This window comes from Leeuwenhoekiella sp. A2 (assembly GCF_047946655.1).
Lineage (GTDB): Bacteria > Bacteroidota > Bacteroidia > Flavobacteriales > Flavobacteriaceae > Leeuwenhoekiella.
This window is the reverse complement of record NZ_CP172311.1, coordinates 2,686,854-2,713,698: the sequence shown is the minus strand read 5'-3', so window position 1 is coordinate 2,713,698 and position 26,845 is coordinate 2,686,854. Positions and strand designations below refer to the sequence as shown.

The following is a 26,845-nucleotide window of genomic DNA, read 5'->3' as shown; positions in this document are numbered from 1 at the left end:
TTCAATCACAAAGGAATAGCGCCTTTTTTGATGCAATATAGACAAACATAGAAAGCAGGAAGAGTACCGCTATGACAATTAGATAAAACCTTGATTTTCTTCGACTAAACGTAGCTAAGTAAAAAAATACAATCAAGGTATTCTTTCATTTTTTTTTAACATTCAGGCTCAAAAATATTGATGCTTCCATTATTAACTCCATCAATAATATTACTTACTTCTATCCTCAATCCCTCTTTCATGGAATCACCATCCTAACAAAATTAAAAAAGCCTGTATAATAAATACAGGCTTTTTCTTCACAAGTTTGGATAAGAGGGATTCAAAAAATTAATGTTTAACTATAAGTTTTAGTTTATCTACAGTACCATTATCCTGGATAACATTTACCAGATAAATCCCGGCTTCAAGATTATAAATAGGCACTTCATAAGAATTATCGTTTTTGATCGTAGTAGCCTTATATTCTGCCACCACACTTCCTTTAAGATCATGAATCACAATTTCATCAACAACCATCAGAGGATTTGTAATATTGATTTCTACCTTATCTGTTGCAGGGTTAGGGTGCATGATAATTTTATAATCGTGTACCGAATCAATTCCCAGTGTTGCTTTAGACACATTTGTATTTGATACATCGTCTGAACCTCTTCTTCCTAATACACTTACGTTACTGTAAGTTGCTGTAGTAAGATTGCCATCGCTATGAGAAGTAGTTGCCAATCCCACATAAATAGTATTATTCATATAAATGGTCTGAGATGCAATTTGTCTCCAATTCCCATTAGTTTGAGAAACATAAGCGGTAAACCTATTTCCAGAGCGAACTAATCTCATGTATCCTTTGCCCGATGATGCCGTCACAGGGGTGGTAGAATTACCTCCCATATCTGCCCCATCACTCCTGCGATGCTGAAATACAAAACCCGGCATACCTATTTTATCTGGATTAGGAGAAAGCATTATCTGAGCAGAAGAAGCATTTGCATTAAGATTATTCCGCATCATTACACTTGCTTTTGCCCATTCATTCGTATTCTCAAGACTTTCAACTCTTGCAATAATCTCCCCATCACCTTGTAACTGTTGATATACAAAATGGAATTCATCTGCTCTATACCATATATCAGCACCAGAAGCTTTTACATCAAAAACGCCATTTGTATAACAGGCCTCTCCAGCTGCTCCCACAGCACCAATATCAGCGTTATTCCAAACTGCTGGTAAAGGTCCACAATCCTCACCTAAAATCTCAATGGCCGAAATCTTAGGTTGATCAACACCACCTACAGAAGACTCTGCAGAGAAGCTAATATTAAGGGTTCCATCATTTACTACAACATCAAATGTTTTAACAGTGGGGTTTCCTGCACCTACATCTGCAATTATATCATAGTTATTAAGAACTCTGCTGCCTTCTATTCCTACATCAAAAATGCGATTTCCTCTTCCACCATTAGTACCTCCGTTTACACCCCAATATATTTCGGCGAAATGTAAGGCAATACTATATTTTCCATTGGGAACTGGAATATTATAACTAAAAGATGCAGGAGCCCCTTTGGTACGCTCTGTTTGATATAGGGATGGTACAGATGCAGAACTGTTATTGTATGAATTACCAGCACTATAATACTGATCTGCTTCAAAAGTTTTATTGTTATAAGTGGTCTGGCCCCCCCCTGCATTGATACGCAATGCAAATCCTGAACTTTGAGGTAAATCACTCACCGTTATAGTTACCATTGCAGTATCGCTGGCACCACTCGTATTTGAAACTGTATACGTAAAACTATCCTGACCTATAAAGTTGTTTACCGGTGTGTAAATCACTCTATTTCCAGATTGTAAAACTGTTGTACCGTGAGAAGCATTTGATACCGAAGCTATACTAAGTGTTTGATTATCAGACTCTATATCATTACTTAATAAAGAAGATAATGTAATAGACGAATTGACAGTTGTATTTGCTGTATCATCTACAGCAGTGAGCCCTTCTCCCAGTATAAGATTAAAATTAGAAGTAACGACCAAACCATTTAGATCTGTTGCTGAAACCTGAATTGAATATATATTATCTGAATCAGAAGATGATATACCACTTATTACACCTGTACTCTCATTAATAGAAGCCCAAGACGGCATGTCAGCTGAAAATTTAAACTTATTACCAGCATAACCAACATTGAAATAGCTTGAAATGTCATAGGAGAAATTAGAACTTTTAGCCGCTGTATAGTCATCTATTTTTTGAGCAGATGGCTGTGCCTGTGGTCTAATGTTAACGAAATAAAAGACATCATCCTGAAAATCACAGTTTCCCCCATAATTTGTGCTGCACCCAGATCCTATAAAATCCTCTATGGCTATATACTCATTGGGAACTACGTTACCATCTCTGTCTTTAACCTTATAAAAACGAACGCCCAAATTGCCATTGTTGCCACTGCTTATATAATTCGCTACCTGGATCCTGAATGGAACTGTAATAGACTCAGCACGACCGTAATTAATATTAACACCATCCTGCCCAACAGGGAAAAATGTTTGATAGTACTCAGGCAAATGTGAAAAGTTTATATCCGCAACAGTATTGTTATTGTTTACACTAACAAATCTTGCACCGTAAGACGTATAGCCATGGAAAGCAGCAAGTTGAAATCCTATAACAGGCTTAGAAGGATCTGCCTGAACAAAATTAGGTGAAATAATCAAGTCACCTTCGAAGCCGGCATTAACATTTTCTGCTTTGGGATAATCTGAACTAGGTATATTTGGATTAGAATTAGGAGGATTAACATTGCCAGCATTATTTACGTAGCTCAGCATACTTGTTTCAAAACCAAAGGCATCTAGTACCCATTGGCTTCGTATTTCAAAAACATCTTCCGGAATTGGAGAGTAGGCCCCATGTAATATGATCTCTTTGTTAGATTCTTCATCAGAATTTGAGACTATATTCATGGTTTCTCTATAAATAGCATTAGCATCTGGCCCTTCGCTACCAATAAAGAGAATATTTATATCCTTAAAATCACCTGCTGCAATAGTTAATGGGAGACTCACCTGCCCATCATCTCCAGCTAATATATCATATGTGAATTTTGATACATCAGAAATATTTAAAGCTGAAACAACAAGATTTTGAGATCCGTTATTATGTAATCTCATAATATTTGTCTCTCTTCTTTTGGCACGACCCGGGTTATCAATTCTATGAAATGTATAGTAATCATCTGCAGGGAACCCACGATCTGTTGTGGGAATCTTGGTCATGTTTTCCACATAAAGAATTGCATTAGAAACCTCCTCAATTGTAAATGCATATTCTTTAATTGACGTATTTCCATTATTATCTATTGCGGTGACAACTAATGTATGAGACCCTGCATCTGTTACAGATAGAGCATTAGAGTAGGTTTGTGAAGACCCTCCATCTAAAACATAGTTAACGCTAGCGAGACCACTTCCACTTTCATCAGTGACATTAAGTACAATTTGCACATCACCTTTGTAAATACCTGGTACAAATTCCTCATTATTAAATTGCGCAGCAACAGTAGGTGGTATAGATTCTGTTCCTACAGGAACAATTACTATATAATTAATCTTAGTATTATCACCAGCCGCTCCAAGATTCAACCTTAATAATCCATCTGAAACCTCAACTACTTCAGTATTTTCAAAATGGGTAAGATTATTGGGATTATTATTTTGCTGATCAAAATTGATAACATTGACCCCGTTAACATCAAGAACGTGATTGCTATCCTTATAGTTAGGATCTCCTACACTTATTGTGACATTGTAGAAGCCATTAGGAATATTTAGTAACCAATCTGTAGGAGGATACGCAACAGTATTCCTATGCCCTAAGTGAATAAAAGTATTTTTGAGCGCATTAAAATTGCTATTGTTGCGATTTCTTCCGCTGGTATTAGCTGTAGGCACTGTAGACCCTTCCTGCACCCAACCATAGCTAAGATCTCCATCTGGAGTAGTGTGACTGGCGTATGCATCACCAACTTCATCTATGTATCCATAAGGTGATTCTGCCAGATCTGATGCGGTTTGAAAATTAAATCGATATGCATTTTCAGTAACCGCCGTAGCTGAAGCTCTTAATAATGTAAGTCGAGCCACCCCACTGTTGTCTCTGTCATATTCTGAAATGTATAGGTTACCCGACTTAACATCTTCTACAACTTCTAAAGGGTCATCAAAACCCCTTAGGCCAGGTATATTATTATAAACCTCTGCTATATCACCATTAGATTTAGGATCCATAACTAGAAGATCATCCTGCCCACTGAATCTACAAACCATTAATAAACCCTGTAATTTACCCCCAAAAGCGTGGCTTTTGTATTCAATAACGCCGTTGGGTGATTTATTAAGACCAAAGTCATACGCAGGTCTTCTATAGTTAATATCTGGTCCTAATGTTTCAGGGTATTTTGCTACATCTATGTAATTAGGTTCTACTTGTCCAGGCACTCCACTGTATGGCATACCTCCATGATTTAATACAAACTCACCTCTGTATGGGTTAGGATGACCATGATAACTTCCACCTTGAGTTTTAAATAACCAATCCTTTTGAGCCTCGCCTCCTCTCAATGCCTGTACATCTGGTATGGTAGTAACTCCATCTATTCTACGAGCCAAAACATAATCTGATGATCCCGGTGCATTGGGAGACGTCTCATTGTTACCAGCTGTCCCATTTGTTGGCATATATAACCAGCCATTTGAATGCCATACAAGGTCATAAGCGTTTCTAACTCCTGTCGCAAAAATTGTAAGTGGAGAATCTGCCGAGTATGGATTATATCTTCCGTCGCTCATCGTTAAACCATTTGATGGCGCAGTGTTTATTACATTTATATTACTTGTGGTATAAACACTTAGAGGTAATGATGACGGTAATTTATCAAGATCTAATTTTAAAACAGCTGCAGAAAGCAAACTTTCAGGTCTGTTGCCCCATACTGCATCAGGAGCACCTCCGGCTGAAAGGCTTCCCTGCACGAAATATATATCACCATCTTTAAAGGTGATGCTATTTGTCATGTGGTCACTTATTGATCGTGGTAAATGTTCTAGAATATCCTGTGTTTCTAAAAGATCTGGACCATGAAGTCTGGTTAACTTACCATCCCATTCAGGACCTGCAGTTAAGACTGCGCTACTGTGCGTAACGTAAGCAGTTAAGTCATCTGCAGTTGAATTAGGATCAAAAACCAACCCAATTATCAATCTGTTATTATTATCTCGAGGTCCACTAACTGGATGATCTGCTCCGGTAAGCTGCGGACTTAATATCTGCAAATTTTCTAGAGTTCCATCATCCGCAATATCCCATCTGTATATTTGACCGTCAGACTGAAAATCTCCTAATGTACTGCCATATAGTTTACCATCAGGACCTATAACAAGACTTGAAAAACGCATCCCTAAGGTACCTTCACCTAAAGCATCGCCTCCGGGAATTTTAGTAAACTCTACTCCACTTAAGTCACGTATGGGGATAACTTCATCATCACTTGCTCCTGTGGTAAAATTAGATTCAAATGTAGCAAACACGATTTTATCTGTAAGATCACCTATTTTGTTAGCCTCTACATTTTCTATTCGGAAAACATAATCTGTAAAAGGTTCTAAAAAGGACAGAGGTGTTAACGTAATGGCATCTTTACCTCCTGTATCATTAGAGTTAGAAGGAACAAGCGTCTCAACACCATCTACAATTTTATACAAATTTACATTCCCCATTAATGAAGAAGATAAAAGTTCGTAGCCTTCCGGAGTAATTACGTCAACATTTATTTGAAAATCTGAGATGAATACTTCTGAAGTATTGTCTGCTGGCGTAACATTTACAAAATATGCCTGTGAATCAATAGAAATAGGTGTTATCTCTATGTAATTGATTTTCGTATTAAAGCCACCAAAAGCATCTATGGTGAGTCTTGCATCTGTTATAGAAACCTGAGCTGTGCCAGAAGATAATCTGGTAAGTGAGCCAGCAGCCCCTGAAGGTACAAAGTCACTAATTATATTAACACCTTCTGCATTAATACTGTGATGCGGTATAGAACTAGCTCCGTCAATACTAGGATCACCCACACCCACTGTTACCTGGTAGACCCCATTTGGTAAACCTATTTCCCATATACCCTCAATAGGCTCTCCACTGGCACCGCCAGTATCGCCATATTGCATATGTAGTAATGTATTCTGAAGAATGGATAATTGACTAAAATTGCGATTCCTAACATTTCTTGAAAGATCTACAGGACGGGAATTGGTTGTAAGCCAACCATAAGAATAGTTGTTCCCCCTGTCACCAAAACCTTTACCAGAGTCTGTTAGAAAATCATCTGAAGGAACATCATCTGCAAACGAAAAATTAATTTTAACCGTATTGAATTCCTGAAGATCTGCTGCTACAGAAATGCTTATTGCAGCTTGAGCAGTAAACTCTCCGTCACTAACTCCCACAGTTAAAACATATTCATCTTCATCTAAAGCATTGCCTGTTGTTTGCAGCGCGCCGGAAAACTCGTCTATTGTAAAAACATCAGAATCATTACCTCCTATAATTGAGAAATGCAACACATCATTATCAACATCATCTGCCATGACCATACCAAGAGCTGTATTCTCTGCTGCTTGCTTATAAACAGTAAAAGACTGGTCTTTTACTGTTGGAGCTTGATTTCCCGGATTTTGAACATACATATCTACATCCAAAACAGCAGGCTTATATCCCTTTGCGGTTGCTACTACCGCATTGTTACGTGAATCACCAGGTAAAAACGCATCATTATTTGTGGCACTGTAAGCTGTCACCTCAAATGCTAAATTTCCAGTTTGGTAAGACGCAGGTAATGCTAACCAATCATTTTTATCTGTAATATTCTTATTACCAGAATTAAGATTATCACTTATTGTCATGCCTATTGCAGTAGCACCATCTCCACCCAATGTGGCATTAAAATTACTTGAAGTACCATCAAGTAATAATACGCTTTGTATATTGGGATCAAATGAAAGCACTCCGCTTACAGGTGTTGCATTGCTTTCAATTACATCTACATAATTTATTTTTGAATTAAAACCTCCCAGACCATTTATAGTAAGTAGTCCGTCTGTTACTTCTACAACAATAGAAGCACTGCGATTTTCTTTTTGAGCAGGCATAAAAGCAGGTATAACAGTGTAACCTTCTACTGTTGCACTATGCCTGCTATCTATATCGTTGCTTTCATCACCTAAACCTACTGTTACCTGATAAACACCATTAGGTATTTCAAGCTCCCAATACAATTCATTACCCCGGGGCTGTGTTATCCAGGTTTGACTTGCGCCATTAGGACTTAAAATATTATCTCCCTGAAAATGAACGAGTGTACCTTCTAACTGCTCTTGAATTGTTGCACCTGTGTAAGATGAACCTAGACGGTTTCTACCTACACCATTACTATTATTTTCAGCCTCATTAGAAGCATCAAAAGGAACTTTAGTTTCTGAATTTTTCCATCCGTATTGAAAAGATTCCCCGTCAATTTCTACTGAATTATTTCCAAATTCTTTTCCATAATCCTTTAAATATCCTGAAGGAGGTATCGTAGCATTATCCTGAAAGTTGATGTGAGCTTCAAAATTATCTACAATAGGAGGCGCTTCACCAGATATTGTTAGTGAAACTGTTATACTGGCAGGTTCATATCCTAGACCTGAAGCATCAGTCGCAATAATTACAGTGCTGTATGTACCTGCAGACAGACCTGCCTGAATACCAAATTCAAGTTGACCAAGTGTATATGTATTTTCAGAATTTGCTACTGGCATAATTAACCAGTCGCTGGAATCAGGATCATCAGACAATGCAAATTCTGGAGAACCTGTATTGGCTGAAACATTAACTGATTGAGAGGCAATTGAACTTCCATAATCTCCCTCAAAATCAAGAGCATTCTTATTAAAAGATAGCCTAAGGTCTTCAGGTATATCTGCACTCAAATTTACAGTCCACCTCTGGACATTTCCATTTTCAGCAGTTACGGTATATTCTACAGGGGAAGTAAAATTACGAGGTAAACCAGATTCCGGACTTATAGTTGCACCCTGAGAGACTAAAACTGTAGGAGCAAGACTTGAAAGATCTGTTCCTACCTCAACTTCTGCCTCAACAGTATGCGCGCTAGCATTTATCACTGCGGCACCCAGCTGTGTGGGAACTTCAAAATAAGTTATATTATTAGCTGAATTAAGAGTTTGCTCCTGTGTTACATTAAATGAATCATATGATACATCTAAGTATCCATTTCTGGCTCCATTTGTTGAAGTTGCAATACCGGCAAAACTAACATTAGGTGTACCACCATTAGAATCATGATCTACTCCTGCAAGAAAATTAGAAGGTACGTTTAAAAATTCTTCATCATCCTCCTGTACAAGAATTTCGTTTCCGTTATCTATAGTATAAAATGCTCTTGCTTCTTTAGTAGCAGGATCTATTTCTAATCGAAAACTTAGCGCATGATTACCATAAGTACTCCAGCTAAAATCATCTGTATTTATGTCAAATACTTTAATTGAGCCATCATTTTCACGATGCTCTATTGTAAATCGTATACGTTGCTTTCTTGAAGAAAACCAGGATGAAGGTCTTTTTTGCACCACAACTTTGGCAATATTATCCTCATCAATGCCGTACCAAATCCCGGCTTCCTGACCATAATCTCCGTATGATCTGTCAAATCTGGGTTGAGCTATTTTTGCAGCTATATTAATTAGCCCGGATGCAGTTTGTAGACCTACTCCTAGAGCATTCATTTGTGAATTAGCAGACCCATTAAATGAGCCTCGGGTAGCTCTAACTGTCAAATATCCATTTGACATGTTCAACTTGTTGGGATTCCATCCCGTTACTGTAGAATTAGCCCCATATGCATCTTCATATAATCTGGAAGATGGAGCAGAGACCATTGTAAAACCACTGGCACTCCCGCTTCCGCTAAAATTTAATGAAAGAGGTAAGGTAACAGGAATTTCACTACAGTCATACGGACTAATATTACCACACGACTGCTGAAAAGGAATCGCTTCTGCAACAGAAAAATCGCCTAAAAAAGCAGAATTATCGGTCTTTTCGGCTGAAAAAACAGGAATTAGAAATAAAAAACAAAAAATTGTAAATACAAAATCCTTTCGGTAAACGAAGTAATAATGTTTCATCATAAACAGCAATTAAGTTTTAAAAACAATTGCCATTTCACAAAAAGCTGACTTGGTAGATTTGGGACTACGCTTTAAAAAATCACCCTTTAAGTAATTTTTCAGGGGCTAAAGTAACTAATGATTAGTTACCTGATTAAGAATTATTTAAGAATTAGATGAAATGGGAACTTTCATCGGTTAAAGCAATTAATCTTAAATCTCTGGAAAATAATTCCAAAAAATAAGCTTGAAAAAATTATAATATATTGAATATTAGATTTTTAAGAATAATAAATTAAAATTAAGAAGAATAATTTATACCACTTCTGCATACAGGTCAAAGTCCTCTGCTTCAGTAATTTTAACTTGTGCAAATTCACCGGTTTTTAAATAGACCTTTTTAGCATCTATTAACACCTCATTATCAACATCTGGTGAATCAAATTCAGTACGACCAATGTAATACTCACCTTCTTTTCTGTCAATGACTACTTTAAACTCTAAACCTATTTTTTGCTGATTAAGCTCCCAGCTTATTTGTGATTGTATAGACATAATCTCATTAGCACGTTCCATTTTGATTTCTTCTGGCACGTCATCTTCAAGATTATAAGCGTGTGTATTTTCTTCGTGAGAATAAGTAAAGCAACCTAAACGTTCAAAACGCATCTCTTTAACCCAATCGCGCAGCAACTCAAAATCCTCCTGAGTTTCGCCGGGATAGCCAACAATTAAAGTAGTACGTATCGTCATTTGCGGCACCTTCTCTCTAAACACTTTTAGCAGCGCATTTGTTTTTTCATAAGTAGTACCACGACGCATTGATTTTAAAAGCTTTGTAGAAATATGCTGCAGCGGAATGTCTATATAATTACAAACCTTTGGCTCTTCGAGCATCACATCAAGCACATCCATAGGGAAACCTGTAGGGAATGCATAATGAAGGCGTATCCACTCGATACCGTCAACTTTAACCAGTTCGCGAAGCAATTTAGCCAGAGCTCTTTCTTTATACAGATCAAGACCATAATAAGTAAGATCCTGGGCAATCAAAACCAGTTCTTTTATACCTTGTGCAGCCAGTTTTTCTGCTTCTATAACCAGATTTTCTATCGGTGTGCTCTTATGGCCACCTCGCATTAAAGGTATTGCGCAAAAAGAACAAGGTCGATCGCAACCTTCTGCAATTTTTAAATACGCATAATTTTTAGGAGTAGTAGTTAATCGCTCACCTATTAATTCATGCTTGTAATCTGCACCTAAAGCCTTTAATAAGCCGGGAAGTTCTGTTGTACCAAAATATTGATCTACATTAGGAATTTCCTTTTGCAGATCTGGCTTATACCTTTCAGAAAGGCAGCCCGTTACAAAAACCTTATCTACAATACCATCTTCCTTTTTTTGAACGTACTCTAGTATTGTGTTTACAGATTCCTCTTTCGCGTTAGCTATAAAACCACAGGTATTGATAACTACAACATTACCTTCCTCTTCATGCACAACTTCTTTGTTATTGGCGCGCAATTGCCCCATTAACACTTCGCTGTCATAAACGTTTTTTGAACACCCTAAGGTTACTACGTTTATTTTATTCTTCTTTAAGGTTTTAGTACGCATAATGCTCCAGATTTTGGGACGGCAAAGATACGGCGAATAACCTTTTAATCAGAATTTACAAATGAGAAAAAATATTAGCTGTTTTTACCCGATTTTTACGGCTTTAAGCCCGATTATTTATAATCTGATGGAAACTTTCGCTTATGCGAAATTGACTCATACGCATACGCTAGTTCTAATAACTTTTTTTCAGAAAGGGTTGGCGCCATAAAAGTAAGCCCCATAGGTCTGTTATCTTCCTGATAGCCCATAGAAACAGTAATGGCAGGATATTTAGCAACAGCAGCATAACCAGCCATGTAGTTATTAATAGACAGAACCGCATCAAGGTCATTTTCTTTTAACGGAATATCAAAAAAGGCACGCCCGTTAGTCTGCAACGTATCTTTTATCGCGGCAAATTCTTTAGCCGAAGCGCTGTCTGCAAGTATGCCGTAAAATAATTTTTGACCGTATGGCATTCTAACAATAGAATCTTCTTTATTAAATGTGGTAATACTTTTCACATCTCTTTGCGATATACTTTTATCACCATATTTCTCAACATAATCTGGCAAGTCTTTTTGCATATCGAGATTGAGCACACGACCAAATTGTGGTAGTTTAATATCCTGCCGCTCCAGCTCTACCATTGTAGCTCCGGCAGACTTTAGATCATTTACCGCCTGGGCGTATAAAGTATCTTCCATAGAACCTTTAAAATAACCCAGGCGCTTTTCACTTAAAAACTGTTTAACGTCATCGATCACTTTTATCCCCGCAACATAATCTTCTCTTGGTGCATTCAATTTCTTAGAAGCAGGATCTGCATTGTCTTTACCGGTTAGTGCATTAAGCAAGATCGCATTGTCTATTACAAACTTGGTCATGGGGCCGGGCGTATCTAGCGTGCTTGAAATAGGGACAATTCCTCCTCTGCTTAACAAACCTATTGTAGGCTTAAGCCCAACAACAGAATTTGAACTCGATGGTGATAAAATTGATCCTGAAGTTTCTGTACCTATTGCAGCGACTGCAAAATTTGCAGCTGTTGCCACACCACTTCCTGAACTTGAACCTCCTGTATCGTGTATCTTTCTACCATAAGGGTTCAACGTTTGACCACCTACCGCAGAATACCCACTGGGGCAGTCACCACAGAAGAAATATGCCCATTCACTAAGATTTGCTTTACCCAGAATAAGCGCTCCACTTTCTTTCAATCGCTCGACAATAAAAGAATCATCAGCATTATTATTTTCAAATGCTACTGCACCAGCCGTTGTAGGCATTCCCGCCGCATCAATATTATCTTTTAAAAGAATGGGCATCCCTTTTATTGAATAGATATCTATTTCTTCGGTCGATTCATCAAGAGCTTTAGCCTGCTCAAGTACATCTGGATTTACGGCAATAACAGAATTTAATGAAAGATCATTCTCACGGTCAAATTTTTTAATTCGGCTTAAGTAAAAAAGCACCAGGTCTTCATAAGTAAGATCTCCATCTGCTATTGATTGTTTAATTTCGGGAATAGTTTTCTCAATAACTAAAGCACTTATGCGGTTATAATCACTGTGTAAAAAATCGCCTAAATCAGTATCAAAATCGCCCCAAATAGCCTCATTATTGATCACTTTTGAATCAAGAACAGCGTATTCTCGCTCTTTTACCGCAGTAGTGTCTGCGGGAGATTGGGTTACCTCCTCAGAAGGAGTTTCTTTATTTTGTTTACACGAAAAAAGCGCTATACAGGCTAAAAAAATTACAATTTGTTTCATATAAAATATCGTTTACTCGCTTAAAGCTCGATTTGATGCAATTAATAAGTTTTGAAGTAGACTTTCTGATTCTTTACAGAAATGCGTATTTAAAAATACAAAAAGGTGCTACACGTGAGTGAGCACCTTTTACATTAGATTTATTTTTATGGATTACTTAAAAAAAGAGTCCACAAATTCGAATTTATTAAAAACCTGAAGATCTTCTATACCTTCACCTACGCCTATGTACTTTACAGGTATTTGAAACTGATCACTAATACCAATTACAACCCCGCCTTTTGCCGTTCCGTCAAGTTTAGTAACAGCAAGCGAAGTAACTTCTGTAGCCGCTGTAAATTGCTTAGCCTGCTCAAAAGCGTTTTGCCCTGTAGAACCATCTAGAACTAAAAGAACTTCGTCTGGAGCATCTGCAACAACCTTCTGCATAACGCGCTTAATTTTTGTCAACTCATTCATAAGATTGACTTTATTGTGCAATCTGCCCGCAGTATCTATGATCACCACATCGGCATCGTTTTTAACAGCACTCTGCAAGGTATCAAAAGTAACCGAAGCAGGATCACTTCCCATTTGCTGTCTTACAATTGGCACATCTACACGATCTGCCCAAATTTGTAGTTGGTCTATTGCTGCCGCTCTAAAAGTATCTGCAGCACCCAGCACAACTTTTTTGCCCTGCTTTTTAAATTGATAAGCAAGTTTACCTATGGTAGTCGTTTTACCTACACCATTTACACCTACCACCATGATCACATAAGGTTTCTTTGCAGGAACTGTAAATTCTGTGGCATCACCACTATTAGTCTCACTCATAAGACCCGCGATCTCTTCACGCAAAATCTTATTAAGCTCGTCTGTACCTAAGTATTTATCGCGAGAGACGCGTTCTTCAATACGTTGAATGATCTTTATTGTAGTATTGACACCTACATCACTGCTCACAAGTACTTCTTCCAGATCATCTAAAACCTCATCATCAACTTTAGATTTTCCGGCAACAGCCTTGCTTAGTTTTGAAAGGAAATTAGCACTTGACTTTTCAAGCCCTTTATCAAGGGTCTCCTTTTTATCTTTTGAAAATATCTTTTTTAAAAAACTCATGTATTGGTGATGAACAGTTAATTAGCTTTAACAAAAGTATTGCCTTTTAACGCTAATCTGAAATATTGTCATCTAAAAATAAAAAAAGCCGTTGCGCAACACGCAACGGCTTATACTTTATATAAATAATGACTATTTCTTGTTTAAGAAGTCATTTACCATTTCTGGAGCCATAACAGCTTCTACAAATGTATAAGCACCTGTTTTAGGTGATCTTACCATTTTAATGGCTTTGGTCAAACGCTTAGAGCCTGTCTGTAATGTTGCTACTGATTTCTTTGCCATGTCTTCTTATTTTATTTCTTTATGAACAGTCATCTTGTTCAAGATAGGATTGAATTTTTTAATTTCCATCCTGTCTGGAGTGTTCTTTTTATTTTTGGTAGTGATATATCTTGAAGTTCCTGGTTTACCAGAAGCTTTGTGCTCTGTGCACTCAAGTATTACCTGAACCCTGTTGCCTTTCTTTGCCATAATGCTATACTTTTATGCCGTTATTATTTAGTAAGGAAACCTTTTTCACGTGCTTCTTTAAGAACAGCAGAGATTCCCTTTTTGTTTATTGTCTTAAGAGCGGCTGTAGACACCTTAAGCGTTACCCACTTATCTTCTTCAGGAATATAAAAACGTTTCTTTAGCAAATTAGCGTTAAATTTACGCTTAGTCTTATTCATTGCATGCGATACGTTGTTTCCAACCATCGCTTTTTTGCCGGTAAGCTCACAAACTCTTGACATGATTCTACTCTTTTGTATTGTGTTATCTAAAAACAGGGTGCAAATTTACACAACTTTAATAAGTTGAGCAATATAATTGCCTAGTTTTTTAAAATTTCTTTTTGTAATAATTCTAAAGCCTTATTCACGCTCTTTGTAAGAACACGTTCTCTGTGATTACCCATATGAAATTCATGGGTAAAAATCTCATGCGGAGTGCCTATACTTATAAAAACAGTTCCTATTGCGGCATCACTGTCTCCCTTTGTGGGCCCGGCATTCCCGGTTGTTGAAATAGTATAATCTGCACTGAATAATTTCTGGGCTCCTAAAGCCATTGCCTCTGCTACCGGAGCGCTTACCACAGAATATTTATCTACTAACGCCTTATCAACATTTAGAACATCAATTTTTGAAGCAGTAGCGTAAGAGACAATTCCCCCTTTAAAGAATTTTGATGCGCCAGGTGCTGCTGTAAAGGCGGTAGCAATTTGACCACCAGTAAAACTTTCGGCCACAGCCAGTGTTTCCCCTTTTCTTTTAAGCAATTCTGCCACTACATGTTCTAAGGGCTGGTCATCTTCATACCCATAAATAATATCGCCTATTAGCTCTTTTAGCTTAATTACCTCACTATCAATAGCCGCTTCTAAATTTTTAAGATCATTACCCTTTGTAGATAAACGCAAGCGCACTTTGCCCAGCGATGGCAGATACGCCAGCTTAATGGTTTTAGGCAAATTGTTTTCCCATTCTTCTATTGTTGCAGCTATCTCGCTTTCACCTTTGCCGTAAGTATGCAGGGTCCTATGCAAAATAAAGGGCCTGTTAAACTCTTTTTGCAATCTGGGAATGACCTCATCTGTCATCAAAGCTTTCATCTCAAAAGGCACCCCGGGCATAGAAATAAAAACGGTCTCATCGTACTTTAACCACATTCCCGGCGCTGTGCCATACTTATTCATTAGTACAGTTGCTTTAGTAGGAACTAAAGCCTGCGCTTTATTAGCAGGCAACATAGGCTTCTTGACATGATGCTTAAAAAGATCTTCAATATTCTTTAAGACATCTTTATTTTCAACAAGGGTGTCATTAAAAAATTCACAAAAGGTATGCTTTGTAACATCATCTTTAGTAGGCCCTAAACCTCCCGTTACAAGCACAATATCGGCATTTTTTGAGGCAAAATCGAGCGCCTCTAATATCTCCTCTTTTTCATCAGGAATAGAAGTAGTCTTTTTAACTTCAACACCTATTTTATCAAGTTCTTTAGCGATGAACGAGGTGTTAGTATCTATTATTTGCCCGATGAGTATTTCATCGCCTATAGTAATAATATGTGCTCGCATTACATCTTCCAGTCTTTCTTCATCTCTGCAATCGCATTGTTTATTGAAGTGACTATAATCTCTAACTGAGGTCTAATAAATGATGTAGGCTTATTAGTATCTGACCATCTCTCCATAGCAGAAATCTCACGTATAAGGTCAATACCAAACATTTCAAGATTAGGCTTCATCTTATGTGCAAACTGGTATGCCATGCGATGATTATCATTATCTATTGCGGTTTGCATGCTTTGTAAATCTGGTGGGATCTCAGTTAAAAAAGTTTCTACCACCGTGGTCATAAATTCTTTGTCACCGCCGGCCATATCTTCCAGCTGGTATAAATCGTAGTGTTTGGGCATCCTATTTTATATTAATAGCAAACATCTGTCTGCCTGATAAATATCCTGTTAATTTGTCATCAATTGCTACAGGCCCTACTCCTTCTGGAGTACCTGTAAAAATTACATCTCCTATTTTTAACGTCATAAATTGAGAGACATACGCTATAAGCTCATCAATTTTAAAAAGCATATTATTTGTATTACCTTTCTGTACCTGCTCATCATTTTTCTCTAAAGAAAAATTTAGATCATTGATATCACCTAATTCTTCTTTAGAGACCCAATCTCCTATTACCGCTGCCCCATCAAATGCTTTAGCCATTTCCCATGGCAAACCTGCTTCTTTACATTTACGTTGTAGGTCACGTGCGGTAAAATCGATCCCCAGACCTATTTTATCGTAATATTTATGAGCAAATTTAGGCTGAATATATTTGCCCAATTTATTGATTTTTACCAAAACCTCAACCTCATAATGCACTTCCTTACTAAATTCTGGAATCACAAAAGGATGCTGACTTAACAAAACTGCGGAGTCGGGCTTTAAGAAAAAAACCGGCTCTTCCGGAGTTTTACTCTCCAGTTCTTTGATATGCGCTGAATAATTGCGCCCTATGCAAATTATCTTCATAAATTAATTACTCTGTTAGCGTTACTATAAAGGCAGGAGAAGGGATTTTGTTATTCAAAGCTTTATTTGAAATATCTAAATTCCCCATTTGCTTCCACCCTTTAATAGATTTATAATAACAGTCTTCTGCACCTTCTCTGTCTTCCAGAACACCTTTAAAAATTGGCGCATACCTCGTTAACGTTACATTGTCGTAAATCAATGTATCGTTGATCCTGTAATTTGTTGTCTCCTGGTACTCATTCTCTTCTATAAAAAGATGTTCTGCAGCTATATAAAAACCGTCGTTAGGAACATTTATTTTGTACGGTAAAAGATCCAGAATTTCCCTAAAATCACTTTCTGATTTTTGAACAATAAGATCAGTATTCAGAAGATCTTCACCAGGCATTCCATCCTCATTCACTCCCAGAATCCTAATTCTAAATTTTGCAGGTTTGTAAATCTGCTCAACTGTAGCAAAAAAGGAGATCTCTACCTTTTTAATAAAGCATCCCTTTTTAAATTCATCAGGCTTTTTATAATATCTTGCTACAGTTGATGGGTAGCTGCCACCACTAAAATTACCTATACCTATAATTTCCTTCCGTCTAAAAGGATTTAAACGTACCCGATGCTTATTTTGAAGTGCATAAAGTTGAACCGAATTTAATTCTTCTGTTTTGGGCTGAAGTTTTAATTCTGCATCTACTAACTCTCTTACCTTTACTATAACTTTATTATATCCCACATAACTTATGGCAATTTTTTCATCAAGTAAACCCTCGTCTATCGCAAACTTATAATTGCCCAATTCATCTGTAGAAGATCCCATTTTTTTATCAACCAGAATGAGATTTACAAATGATAATGGCTCATGAGTATTCTTATCAAAAATCTGCCCTGTCACGTCTACATTCTGCCCTGCAACCGTATTACATAAAAAAAATAGAATAATTATCAGGCCAGATAAACGCATTTTTTAGGATAGTTTATTATTCAGCTTACGCAGTTTTATTGCTGTAAGCACCTTTTTTGTATAAAGCGGAAAATCTGCATTCTGAATCCAGCCATAATACCCTGGTTCTTTATCAAGAACTTCATCTACCAGTTTACCTTTATGTTTGCCAAAAGAGAAAATCTCTTCACCTTGTTTATTAAAAGCTATAAAGCCGGCAAAATCAGCACATTTTTTACGCGCACTAAATTCAGCAAGACTTTTCATATTATTTTCTAAATCCTCATACCTATCAAGTTGCGCCTTTAAAACCTCATAAGTTGCTATAGTATCAGCTTCGGCGCTATGAGCATCTTCTAAAATACTGTCACAATAAAACTTAAAAGCTGCGGCTAAAGTGCGTTGTTCCATTTTATGGAAAATTGTCTGCACATCAACAGCGTGTCTGTTGCCCATATCAAAATCTACCTCTGCGCGTAACATTTCTTCAGCCAATAAAGGAATATCAAATCTATTTGAATTATAACCTGCCAGATCTGAATCTTTTATAAGATTATAAATTTCTGAAGATAATTCTTTAAACGTTGGTTTATCTGCCACATCAGCATCACTTATGCCGTGAACCGCGGTTGTTTCTGCTGGAATAGGAATTGTAGGATTTACAAGCCAGGTATGTTTTTCTTCCTTACCGTTAGGATGTACTTTTAATACTGAAATTTCAACTATGCGGTCTCTTGCCACATCTATACCCGTTGTTTCAAGATCAAAAAAACAAATGGGGCGCGTAAGATTTAAATTCATGTCTGCTGTTTAATTCCGCAAAAATAGTACTTACTTCAATGAAATCAGGTTTTCATCTATTTTTTTACCGTCGCAAATATCTGCCTAATTATTTAAAATAATACATATTGTTTTAGATATAATTAAGATGTATATTTGAATTTAATTATTTCATTTTCAGAATTATGCATAAATACATAGCTTACCTTAGTAAACAGAGCTTCCATATGACTGACGATGAACTAACTAATCTTCTTAAGTCTTCACGAAAGTATAATGATCAAAATGAGATAACCGGCCTATTGGTTCATATAGCCGGCAATTTTGTGCAATATATGGAGGGTCCTGTAGAGCATGTTGACAGGGTTTACAGCAAAATACAGAAGGATCCCAGACATACAGATATTCTTCTTATATCAGAAGGAGTATACCTAAAACGTTTTTTTCATTCTTGGGGAATGGCCTTTAAAAAAATGAATGATGATTACTGCAATACCCTAAGCGGGTACTGGCCTTTTGACATCAATTTACTTTTTAACTACCAACTTAATGAAGATACTGAAGCATTTCCTGTATTAGGCTTGCTTCAGAATTTTGTGAGAGAAATACAGGATTAAACTTCTCTGTTCACGTCCCACGCCTCAAGATACTGCGCAACGCGCTGAACAAATTGGCCGCCCAATGCCCCATTTACCACACGGTGATCGTACGAGTGTGATAAAAACATTTTATGACGTATACCTATAAAATCACCCTCTGGAGTTTCTATAACAGCAGGAACTTTTCTTATCGCTCCTAAAGCTAAGATACCCACCTGTGGCTGATTAATGATGGGAGTTCCCATAACACTACCAAAGGTTCCTACATTAGTCACAGTATAAGTACCATCCTGCGTTTCATCTGGCTTAAGTTTACCTGTACGCGCGCGAGTTGCAAGATCGTTTACAGCTTTAGTCATACCTACTAAATTTAAAAGATCTGCATTTTTAATTACCGGAACAATTAGGTTACCATCTGGTAAAGCAGCAGCCATACCTAAGTTGATATTCTTACGTTTTATAACCTTGTCGCCTTCTACGGCAATATTTATCATTGGGAATTCGCGTATAGTTTTCGCGACAGCTTCCATGAAAATGGGAGTAAAAGTTATTTTTTCACCTTCCCTTTTCTGAAATTCATTCTTAACTCTATTACGCCAGTTCCAGATATTAGTAACATCTACTTCTATAAATGACTGTACGTGAACAGAAGTCTGCATAGAATTTACCATATGCTTAGAAATGAGTTTCCCCATACGGGTCATTTCTATAATCTCATCTCCGCCATTTACGCTAATGGGAGTTGCAGAGACAACAGGCTTCTGTGCTGTATTACTAGCTGAGGACTTAGTTGCGGTACTTACTTTTTCCTGCCCGTTTGATCTCTTAGCAACGTATGCAAGAATGTCATCTTTAGTAACGCGCCCCTCTAAACCAGAGCCGGTTATATGATCTAGTTCTTCTTGAGAGATATTTTCTTTTTGTGCTATATTTTTAACCAGTGGTGAATAAAATCTGTCACCATCATTTGTGATTGGCTCATTAGTTACAGAGGATTTTGCGTTTGAAATAGTTTCTTCTACTGCAATTACAGCCTCCTCTTCTGGTTCAGATGAATGCATGACTTCTTCATTTTCTGCATTATCTTCATCAGAATCGTCTCCATCCATATCAATAATGGCAATGGTCTGCCCCACTTTTACAACATCGTCTACGTCAAAAAACTTTTCAATTAAAATACCTTCTACCTCACTTGGCACTTCACTGTCTACCTTATCTGTCGCGATCTCTACCACCGGCTCATCTGCCTCAATAGTATCACCAACTTCTTTAAGCCAGCTAGTTAAGGTTGCTTCTGCAACGCTCTCTCCCATTTTTGGTAATTTTAATTCAAATTTTGCCATATTCTTAAGTAAAATGGTTTTCTGGTTTATATTTTGCGAAATTAATGAATATTAAGCTAATTGACTTCTGATTTTCTCTCTTAATACGAAATCACTTCACCCTGACGGTCTTTACTGTCGCTGCCCACAATAAATTTACAACCCGATGGGCGAAATCTATAACTGTTTTGTCTGTTTTTTAACTTTTGTAGTATGTCAATTATTTCTACAAAGCTCAAATTATCACAATCAAAAATCAGCTGTTTTTTAGTAAAAACCTGCTCAAAACAGTCAATTATCGGTCTTGTTTCCAAATTTAAACTCAGTTTTTGCTGAAGTTCTTTTTCTAAACATTCATTTTCAGTAAAAAGTATAGCACTTTCTGGAGATTCTGTCTTATTGTTAGCAACCGTCCTTCCTTTTAAAGTGGCTAATTTGATAATATTCTCTACCACAGATTCACTTATACGGTTTTTGCCAAAGTGCTTTTTATAAAAAATAAGCATTGCCCCATAAAATTGACGTGCGTATTCTTTATTTCGCCTTGTGCTTTCTCCTTTAAAATGAATTGCTGTGACATTACCCAAATAATAATTTACATAACCCGCCTTTTGCAAACGGTATGAAAGATCAATATCCTCACCATACATAAAGTAATCCTCATCAAAACCTTTTAATTTATCAAAAACACTTTTTTGCATGACCATAAAAGCGCCTACTAAAACAGGCACTTCCCCGGTCTCATTCTGGCCTAGGGCGTTGACATAATAATTCTCTTTTTTGCCGATGATTTTATCAAGAGCAACACGCGGCACCGGTAAATTACGCTTGCTTTCTGGCAGAAAATTACCGCTGCCATCTATTAATTTTATGCCTACAGCCCCGGGATTTTTTTGCTCTTCTATAAAAGCTAGCACTTTTTTAAAGCAGTCTTCAGGTAAAACGGTATCGGGATTTAAAATGCAGATATAATCACCGCTTGCATGTTTTACCCCCAGATTATTACCTTTTGAAAATCCAATGTTTTTTGCGTTCTGAATAAATTTTACCTGCGGAAATCGTTCTTTTATCATTGCCGAACTCGCATCTGAAGATGCATTGTCTACAACTATTATTTCTGCATCGATATCGTCAACAGCTTTAAAAACAGATTGCAAACAAAGTTCAAGATAATATTGAACGTTGTAGTTAAGAATGATTATAGAAAGACGCACGCTAGTTTTTTAGTGAATTCTCAAAAGGAATACGGTTAAGTATGCTTCTTCCCAGGGTTACTTCATCTGCGTATTCCAGCTCATCACCTACTGCTATACCGCGAGCAATTGTAGACATTTTAACCGATAGTGGTTCAAGTTGTCTAAAAATATAAAAGTTTGTCGTATCACCTTCCATCGTAGAGCTGAGTGCAAAAATCACTTCTTCTATTTCTCCTTTTTTAGCTTTCTCTACTAAAGAGTGAATGGTTAGGTCATTGGGGCCAATACCGTCCATAGGGGAGATTTTACCTCCTAAAACATGATAATGCCCTCGATACTGGCTGGTATTTTCTATAGCCATAACGTCTCTAACATCTTCTACAACACAAACCAAACTAGAGTCCCTATTTGGGTTTGCACAGATTTCACACAATTCTACATCTGAAATATTGTGGCAGTTTTTACAAAACTTGATCTCTGTACGCAAATTGACCAGCGCCTGAGCGAGATGTGTGGTTTGTGATTCTGATTGTCTTAATAAATGCAACACCAGTCGTAAAGCTGTACGCTTACCAATACCCGGTAATTGCGACATTTCATAAACGGCGCTTTCAAGAAGTTTTGAAGAAAATTCCATGATTCAAAAATACAAAATTACCTTGTAGAAATATTTTATTGAAACAGCCGTATAATCAGTAATTTACACGTGTATGCTTTTCGCGAAAGCTAAAAATGGGCCGTAAAACCCAAAAACCAGGTAGATTTACTTAAAAACCTCCTGGTTAATGAATTACAAATTATATGTATTTTATTTTAAAGTTGCGTCTAGCGTGATCTCTGTATTAAGCAACTTAGAGATAGGGCAGATTTCTTTAGATTTAGTTGCAATCTCGATAAACTTCTCTTTATCTATACCTTCTACTTCGCCGGTTAGTGTAAGTTCTACTTTAGTAATACTGCCGTCTTCAAAAGTAACTTTTGCTTCTGTATCCAGATTTGTAGGAGTAAAACCCTCTTCTGTAAGCAAAAAGCTAAGTTGCATAGTAAAACATCCCGCATGTGCAGCACCTATGAGTTCTTCAGGATTTGTGCCCACACCTTCTTCAAATCGTGTTTTAAAAGAATATTGTGTTGTATCGAGTGATTTACTCTCTGTTGTGATAGAACCTTTTCCTTCTTTACCTGTTCCCTTCCAGTTAGCTGATGCTTTTCTATTAAATTTCATGGTTTTGCGTTTTATTACTTAAATGGTAATAAAGCTATTTATTACAACGCAGGTGAGCAACTATTTATGTTTTATTTACAATAAGATAAAATGGTAAGAAGAGCTGAAAATAGAAAAGCACAAATAAGAGGATGTAAGAAGATTTTAAACAAAAAAATACCTCAAAATTTAATTTGAGGTATTCTTGAACAATTATAAGATTCCCCCTCAAAAACCTATAATTACTGTAAATATAGAATTAACCTTTCTATGGTTTTAGCTGATTTAGTTACCGTATGACTTTAGCATTTTACCGTTCTAATGAAAACGTTATAGTAACTGCTGTTCCCTTCTTATTAGACGTGATAGAAAGCGCTTTTCCCACATCATAATCTAATAATTTTAATCGTTCTTTTACCAGTTTAATCCCTTTAGACTTATGTAAACTGCCATTTGTGTTTGTAGATATTCCTACACCATTATCTGCTATGGTGCACTGCAGCTTACATGCTTCTGCCATTGAAAAAGTGATCGTCAATTGTGGCTGCGCTACACAAGGTGGAAATGCGTGAACAAAAACATTTTCTACAAATGGTTGTATGATCATTGACGGGATCTCTACATCATAAATATCAATTGTAGGATCAATTCTAAAATCTATGTTTACCTTCTCATTAAATCTGGTATTCTCAACACGTACAAACGCTTTTAAATATTCTATCTCTTCAATAAGAAGAATATGAGCGCGTGTACAATGATCAAGATTTATACGTATCAATTTTGAAAAGTCGCTTAAGAAAATAGACGCATTATCTATATCACTATCTATGATATAATTTTGAATAGAATTCATCGCATTAAATATAAAATGCGGATTCATTTGTGCCAAAAGCGCCTCCATCTTAGTCTCTTCTACCCGCTTTAATATCATGCGTTTTTCGGCCTCAAACTCCCGATTTTTATGCAATTCACGCCGATAAATAAGATATATTATAGAAGCAATTAAGAGTATAGCCGGTATAATGAACCACCATCGCTTCCAGAACGGTGGGTTAATTTGAATACTAATTAGCTTATCCTGAAAATATATACCAGTACTTTGATCAAGTATTTTTACCTCTAATTCATAATTGGCGGGCGGTAAGTAAGCCAGATAGATTTCTGGTTGTGAAGAAACCGTGCTCCAGTCCCGCTGCGGATTGATTCTATACTGATAAAGCATCTTATTAGGATACCTGTGTTGGTTAGTATTGTATTTGATCAACAACGTATTATCATCATGATCAAGAATCGCCTTCCCATTTTTAAATATATCTTCTGGCGCTATTTCTTCGCCATTAATAGATATTGATGTGAGATTAATGCTTTGAAGCCTGTCTTTGCAGTTAATTAAAAAATCAAGATTTATGTCGTAACGCCCTCCTTCACTCCCTACATAAAGATATTTACCATCAACTACTGCCGCTTTTAAGGGTGTCTTTAGACCGTGCTCCTTGTCTGTTATTATGTATTTACCGTCTTTATAAAGCGTAAGACCTTTATCTGTGCCTATGATTAGATAACCCCGGTACTGATTGAGAAAATTGATGGTATTCCCATTAATATGGGAACGCGAAATTTTATTGACAACCTTAAAATCAGCAGAATCATCAACAATAAAAATATCGCCAAATTCATTAGAGATTGCAAGATGAGACCCCAAAGGAGTGATGTGTCTCAGTTTCTCCTCATCCCAAATACTATCTTTTAAATATGATTTAAAACCATCTTCTTCCCATGTATATAATCCTGAAAAAACGGACAAAAAATATGTTTTTTCGCCTTTTTTAAGGCTATTAACGACCATTGTAGGTGTCGTGGCTAAGGTATCAGCATAGTATTTGTACTTAAAAGAAGCTATATCATCAAAAATCCTGACTCCGCCATAAGGATTTGTTTCTATGAGATTCCCGGTTGATGTAAAATTTATCTCTTCAGAATGTATGGGTAAATATTGTTTCAATTTCCCTATGGTGTCTAAAACATATAAACCCACATTGCTGTTAATCCAGAATGAAGATCCATCAGTTTTAATATCGTAGAACTTGATATCCTCAGCCGGCGTTTTATAATCTAATTCATAAAAATTATCGCCCTTTTTGGGTAAAGGCAGGTGTTTTTTATGCAGGTATTTTTCTTCCCAATTCTTAAACTGAGAGGTACTCACTTCAATCTGTTGATGTTTGCTTTTCAGCGAAAGCGAAGCATTGTATAGCGTTGCATCTATATCGTTAAGTTGAGCAAAATCGATAATCGTTTTACCGCTTACAGGTGTAAAAAGTATATTTCCCGTCACATCTACTTCATACAAACCGCTATCTCTTGTACCCACATACAGGCGTTGCAACTCGTCATTGTATGCCAGACTGATCACTTCTCTGCTGGGGATATCAAATTCAGACTTCATGCAGGAGAGCTCATTGTTCACAATCTCGTATACTCCGCCATCATTAGAATAGATTCCCCATGCAGCAGCAAAAATTCTATCATCCCCTGTTTTTACATAATCCCAGATCATAGATGCTCCCAGACCATGCTGTAGCGTTGAATCTTTTAAATATTTAGTTAGTGGTGTTTTTGTAAAATATTCTTTCCGGCTATTGTAAATTGTATCCCCGTCTATAAAAGAAAAGTAGTTTATGCTTTTATCTGCCAGCGGAACTAATTGCAGGCTATCACCTTTTACAACCACCTGATGCGCACCAGTATTATAACTTGTGCAATACACTTCTCCTTTATATTCAAAAAAAGAAGTCACCCGGTATGGCTGCTTGATATTTGGCTTTGCCGAAATAATTTTTAGATTATCTACATCAATAACAGAAACACCGTCACTGCTGCCTACATACATCAAGTTATTATGCTGATGCAGCTTGGTGATCTCATTATTTATGAGCCCGTCATCCTTATTTAAATTCCAAAAGTTTGTACCATCATATATACTCAGGCCGGCACCGTAACTCCCTGCCCATATATTATTATTAATATCTTCTGCAATCGCCCATGTATTGTTCATGGCGAGCCCGTTTTCTTCAAAAAAGGAAGTAAAAACGTTATTCTCTTTCTTTACCAGACCATTATCTGTACCAATCCATAAAAAGCCACTGCTATCTACAAGAAGGGCTCGTATGGTGTTGTTAGGTAATTTGTCTAGGGTAGAAAAGTGAGTACTCGGGTATTTTTGCGACCACAGTATATGGCTACATAAAATAAGAAGTATTAAAAATCTAGTTATGTTGAATGATCGCATTTAAAAATTCTTCTTCCTTTCTAAATGAGACAGGTAATTTTTCACCGTTTGTAAGTTCAACTTCTTTATCAGATTTGTAGTAGCGCACAATGTAATTGAGATTTATCACATAAGACTTATGTATGCGCTTAAATAATTTTTCAGGCAATAGTTCTTCTACGCTTTTAAGAGTTTTAGATATGGTTTTGTTACTCTCGTCAATACTTTTAATCAGGCAGTAATTACTATCTGCTTTGCAGTATAAGATCTGGTTAGTATGAATTAATTCAAAACCTTCTGATGTAGGGAAAGCTATCTTATGACCATTTACATTATCTACGTTTATATTTTCGAGCAGAAGCATCAATTTTTTCTGAACGTAATTATTGTTGCTTCGTTTTTCAAACTTGTTTAAAGCCGAACTTAAATCAAGGTAATTAATTGGTTTAAGCAAATAATCAAGAGCACTGCATTTTATCGCTTTTATTGCAAAGTGATTGTAAGCTGTGGTAAAAACGACCTCAAAAGTTACATTTTGAATATGTTTAAATAACTCAAAACCATTTTCTTCGGGCATTTGTATGTCAAGAAAGACCAGTTCTGGCTCAAACTCTCGTATTGCAGTAACACCGGTTTTTACAGAATCACATTTGGCAACCACATAAAATTTATTTTTAAAATATTTATCTATCGTTTTTTGTAGTAAATCTCTTGCGTTAGATTCATCATCAATGATTATAACTTTTATCATTTACAAGGTATCAGATAAGCAATAATATTGCTTTTATTTGTACTAAACATAACTAAT

19 protein-coding genes are annotated in these 26,845 nt (G+C 36.6%); 1 reads left to right on the top strand and 18 read right to left on the bottom strand.

Annotation, left to right across the window (positions count from 1 at the left end; all coding sequences use genetic code 11):
- Nucleotides 1-330: 330 nt before the first annotated feature.
- The 12 genes from ACH3PA_RS12000 to ACH3PA_RS11945 form a co-directional block, all read right to left on the bottom strand.
- Nucleotides 331-9,252 (bottom strand): malectin domain-containing carbohydrate-binding protein, encoded by an 8,922-nt coding sequence (locus tag ACH3PA_RS12000; RefSeq protein ID WP_416448195.1) that lies wholly within the window; start codon nucleotides 9,250-9,252, stop codon nucleotides 331-333.
- A 294-nt stretch (nucleotides 9,253-9,546) separates the two neighbouring features.
- Nucleotides 9,547-10,848, bottom strand: a complete 1,302-nt coding sequence (rimO, locus tag ACH3PA_RS11995; RefSeq protein ID WP_416448194.1) for a 30S ribosomal protein S12 methylthiotransferase RimO — start codon at nucleotides 10,846-10,848, stop codon at nucleotides 9,547-9,549.
- Between the two features lie 113 nt (nucleotides 10,849-10,961).
- Entirely contained in the window at nucleotides 10,962-12,608 is a 1,647-nt protein-coding gene (locus ACH3PA_RS11990; protein WP_416448193.1) for an amidase family protein, read from the bottom strand.
- A gap of 153 nt (nucleotides 12,609-12,761) precedes the next feature.
- The gene (ftsY, locus tag ACH3PA_RS11985) at nucleotides 12,762-13,712 is read right to left on the bottom strand and encodes a signal recognition particle-docking protein FtsY (protein ID WP_416443904.1); all 951 of its coding nucleotides are present in this window, start codon (nucleotides 13,710-13,712) and stop codon (nucleotides 12,762-12,764) included.
- Nucleotides 13,713-13,844: 132 nt separating this feature from the next.
- The gene (locus ACH3PA_RS11980) at nucleotides 13,845-13,997 is read right to left on the bottom strand and encodes a DUF4295 domain-containing protein (RefSeq protein ID WP_416443906.1); all 153 of its coding nucleotides are present in this window, start codon (nucleotides 13,995-13,997) and stop codon (nucleotides 13,845-13,847) included.
- 6 nt (nucleotides 13,998-14,003) lie between these two features.
- Entirely contained in the window at nucleotides 14,004-14,186 is a 183-nt protein-coding gene (rpmG, locus tag ACH3PA_RS11975; protein ID WP_416443908.1) for a 50S ribosomal protein L33, read from the bottom strand.
- Between the two features lie 23 nt (nucleotides 14,187-14,209).
- Complete coding sequence (rpmB, locus tag ACH3PA_RS11970; RefSeq protein WP_416443910.1) at nucleotides 14,210-14,449, bottom strand: 50S ribosomal protein L28; 240 nt, start codon at nucleotides 14,447-14,449, stop codon at nucleotides 14,210-14,212.
- 80 nt (nucleotides 14,450-14,529) lie between these two features.
- Nucleotides 14,530-15,777 carry a competence/damage-inducible protein A gene (locus tag ACH3PA_RS11965; protein WP_416448192.1) on the bottom strand — a complete coding sequence of 416 codons (1,248 nt, stop codon included), beginning with the start codon at nucleotides 15,775-15,777 and terminating at the stop codon, nucleotides 14,530-14,532.
- Entirely contained in the window at nucleotides 15,777-16,118 is a 342-nt protein-coding gene (locus ACH3PA_RS11960) for an Hpt domain-containing protein (protein WP_416448191.1), read from the bottom strand. Before ACH3PA_RS11960 ends, ACH3PA_RS11965 begins: the two co-directional genes overlap by 1 nt.
- 1 nt (nucleotide 16,119) lies before the next feature.
- Complete coding sequence (locus tag ACH3PA_RS11955; RefSeq protein WP_416443914.1) at nucleotides 16,120-16,731, bottom strand: fumarylacetoacetate hydrolase family protein; 612 nt, start codon at nucleotides 16,729-16,731, stop codon at nucleotides 16,120-16,122.
- Nucleotides 16,732-16,738: 7 nt separating this feature from the next.
- Nucleotides 16,739-17,689: a carboxypeptidase-like regulatory domain-containing protein gene (locus tag ACH3PA_RS11950; protein ID WP_416443916.1), complete on the bottom strand. Its 951-nt coding sequence runs from the start codon at nucleotides 17,687-17,689 to the stop codon at nucleotides 16,739-16,741.
- A gap of 3 nt (nucleotides 17,690-17,692) precedes the next feature.
- The gene (locus ACH3PA_RS11945; protein ID WP_416443918.1) at nucleotides 17,693-18,469 is read right to left on the bottom strand and encodes an exonuclease domain-containing protein; all 777 of its coding nucleotides are present in this window, start codon (nucleotides 18,467-18,469) and stop codon (nucleotides 17,693-17,695) included.
- Nucleotides 18,470-18,633: 164 nt separating this feature from the next.
- On the opposite strand from ACH3PA_RS11945, the gene ACH3PA_RS11940 reads away from it, so the two are divergent.
- A complete protein-coding gene (locus ACH3PA_RS11940) occupies nucleotides 18,634-19,065 on the top strand; it encodes a BLUF domain-containing protein (RefSeq protein WP_416443920.1) in 432 nt (143 codons plus the stop codon).
- On the opposite strand, the gene ACH3PA_RS11935 is transcribed toward ACH3PA_RS11940, so the two are convergent.
- The 6 genes from ACH3PA_RS11935 to ACH3PA_RS11910 all read right to left on the bottom strand — a co-directional run bounded on the left by ACH3PA_RS11935 (nucleotide 19,062) and on the right by ACH3PA_RS11910 (nucleotide 26,788).
- The gene (locus ACH3PA_RS11935) at nucleotides 19,062-20,390 is read right to left on the bottom strand and encodes a dihydrolipoamide acetyltransferase family protein (RefSeq protein ID WP_416448190.1); all 1,329 of its coding nucleotides are present in this window, start codon (nucleotides 20,388-20,390) and stop codon (nucleotides 19,062-19,064) included. The two genes, ACH3PA_RS11940 and ACH3PA_RS11935, sit on opposite strands and share 4 nt — an antisense overlap.
- 80 nt (nucleotides 20,391-20,470) lie before the next feature.
- The gene (locus tag ACH3PA_RS11930) at nucleotides 20,471-21,583 is read right to left on the bottom strand and encodes a glycosyltransferase family 2 protein (RefSeq protein WP_416448189.1); all 1,113 of its coding nucleotides are present in this window, start codon (nucleotides 21,581-21,583) and stop codon (nucleotides 20,471-20,473) included.
- A 1-nt stretch (nucleotide 21,584) separates the two neighbouring features.
- Entirely contained in the window at nucleotides 21,585-22,202 is a 618-nt protein-coding gene (gene recR / locus ACH3PA_RS11925; protein WP_416443929.1) for a recombination mediator RecR, read from the bottom strand.
- A 171-nt stretch (nucleotides 22,203-22,373) separates the two neighbouring features.
- Entirely contained in the window at nucleotides 22,374-22,790 is a 417-nt protein-coding gene (locus tag ACH3PA_RS11920; RefSeq protein ID WP_416448188.1) for an OsmC family protein, read from the bottom strand.
- A 289-nt stretch (nucleotides 22,791-23,079) separates the two neighbouring features.
- A complete protein-coding gene (locus ACH3PA_RS11915; RefSeq protein WP_416448187.1) occupies nucleotides 23,080-26,058 on the bottom strand; it encodes a histidine kinase in 2,979 nt (992 codons plus the stop codon).
- Nucleotides 26,036-26,788 (bottom strand): LytR/AlgR family response regulator transcription factor, encoded by a 753-nt coding sequence (locus ACH3PA_RS11910; protein ID WP_416443935.1) that lies wholly within the window; start codon nucleotides 26,786-26,788, stop codon nucleotides 26,036-26,038. The genes ACH3PA_RS11915 and ACH3PA_RS11910 overlap by 23 nt, the downstream gene beginning before the upstream one ends.
- Nucleotides 26,789-26,845 lie beyond the last annotated feature (57 nt).

What these genes read in the sequence shown, in the direction of transcription:
- ACH3PA_RS11955 (WP_416443914.1), bottom strand. Translation starts at nt 16,731, where the DNA reads ATGAAGATAATTTGCATAGGGCGCAATTATTCAGCGCATATCAAAGAA.
- ACH3PA_RS11965 (WP_416448192.1), bottom strand. Translation starts at nt 15,777, where the DNA reads ATGCGAGCACATATTATTACTATAGGCGATGAAATACTCATCGGGCAA.
- ACH3PA_RS12000 (WP_416448195.1), bottom strand. Translation starts at nt 9,252, where the DNA reads ATGATGAAACATTATTACTTCGTTTACCGAAAGGATTTTGTATTTACA.
- ACH3PA_RS11990 (WP_416448193.1), bottom strand. Translation starts at nt 12,608, where the DNA reads ATGAAACAAATTGTAATTTTTTTAGCCTGTATAGCGCTTTTTTCGTGT.
- ACH3PA_RS11980 (WP_416443906.1), bottom strand. Translation starts at nt 13,997, where the DNA reads ATGGCAAAGAAATCAGTAGCAACATTACAGACAGGCTCTAAGCGTTTG.
- ACH3PA_RS11935 (WP_416448190.1), bottom strand. Translation starts at nt 20,390, where the DNA reads ATGGCAAAATTTGAATTAAAATTACCAAAAATGGGAGAGAGCGTTGCA.
- rpmB (WP_416443910.1), bottom strand. Translation starts at nt 14,449, where the DNA reads ATGTCAAGAGTTTGTGAGCTTACCGGCAAAAAAGCGATGGTTGGAAAC.
- ACH3PA_RS11915 (WP_416448187.1), bottom strand. Translation starts at nt 26,058, where the DNA reads ATGCGATCATTCAACATAACTAGATTTTTAATACTTCTTATTTTATGT.
- ACH3PA_RS11940 (WP_416443920.1), top strand. Translation starts at nt 18,634, where the DNA reads ATGCATAAATACATAGCTTACCTTAGTAAACAGAGCTTCCATATGACT.
- ACH3PA_RS11920 (WP_416448188.1), bottom strand. Translation starts at nt 22,790, where the DNA reads ATGAAATTTAATAGAAAAGCATCAGCTAACTGGAAGGGAACAGGTAAA.
- ACH3PA_RS11950 (WP_416443916.1), bottom strand. Translation starts at nt 17,689, where the DNA reads ATGCGTTTATCTGGCCTGATAATTATTCTATTTTTTTTATGTAATACG.
- ACH3PA_RS11945 (WP_416443918.1), bottom strand. Translation starts at nt 18,469, where the DNA reads ATGAATTTAAATCTTACGCGCCCCATTTGTTTTTTTGATCTTGAAACA.
- recR (WP_416443929.1), bottom strand. Translation starts at nt 22,202, where the DNA reads ATGGAATTTTCTTCAAAACTTCTTGAAAGCGCCGTTTATGAAATGTCG.
- ACH3PA_RS11960 (WP_416448191.1), bottom strand. Translation starts at nt 16,118, where the DNA reads ATGCCCAAACACTACGATTTATACCAGCTGGAAGATATGGCCGGCGGT.
- ACH3PA_RS11910 (WP_416443935.1), bottom strand. Translation starts at nt 26,788, where the DNA reads ATGATAAAAGTTATAATCATTGATGATGAATCTAACGCAAGAGATTTA.
- rpmG (WP_416443908.1), bottom strand. Translation starts at nt 14,186, where the DNA reads ATGGCAAAGAAAGGCAACAGGGTTCAGGTAATACTTGAGTGCACAGAG.
- ftsY (WP_416443904.1), bottom strand. Translation starts at nt 13,712, where the DNA reads ATGAGTTTTTTAAAAAAGATATTTTCAAAAGATAAAAAGGAGACCCTT.
- rimO (WP_416448194.1), bottom strand. Translation starts at nt 10,848, where the DNA reads ATGCGTACTAAAACCTTAAAGAAGAATAAAATAAACGTAGTAACCTTA.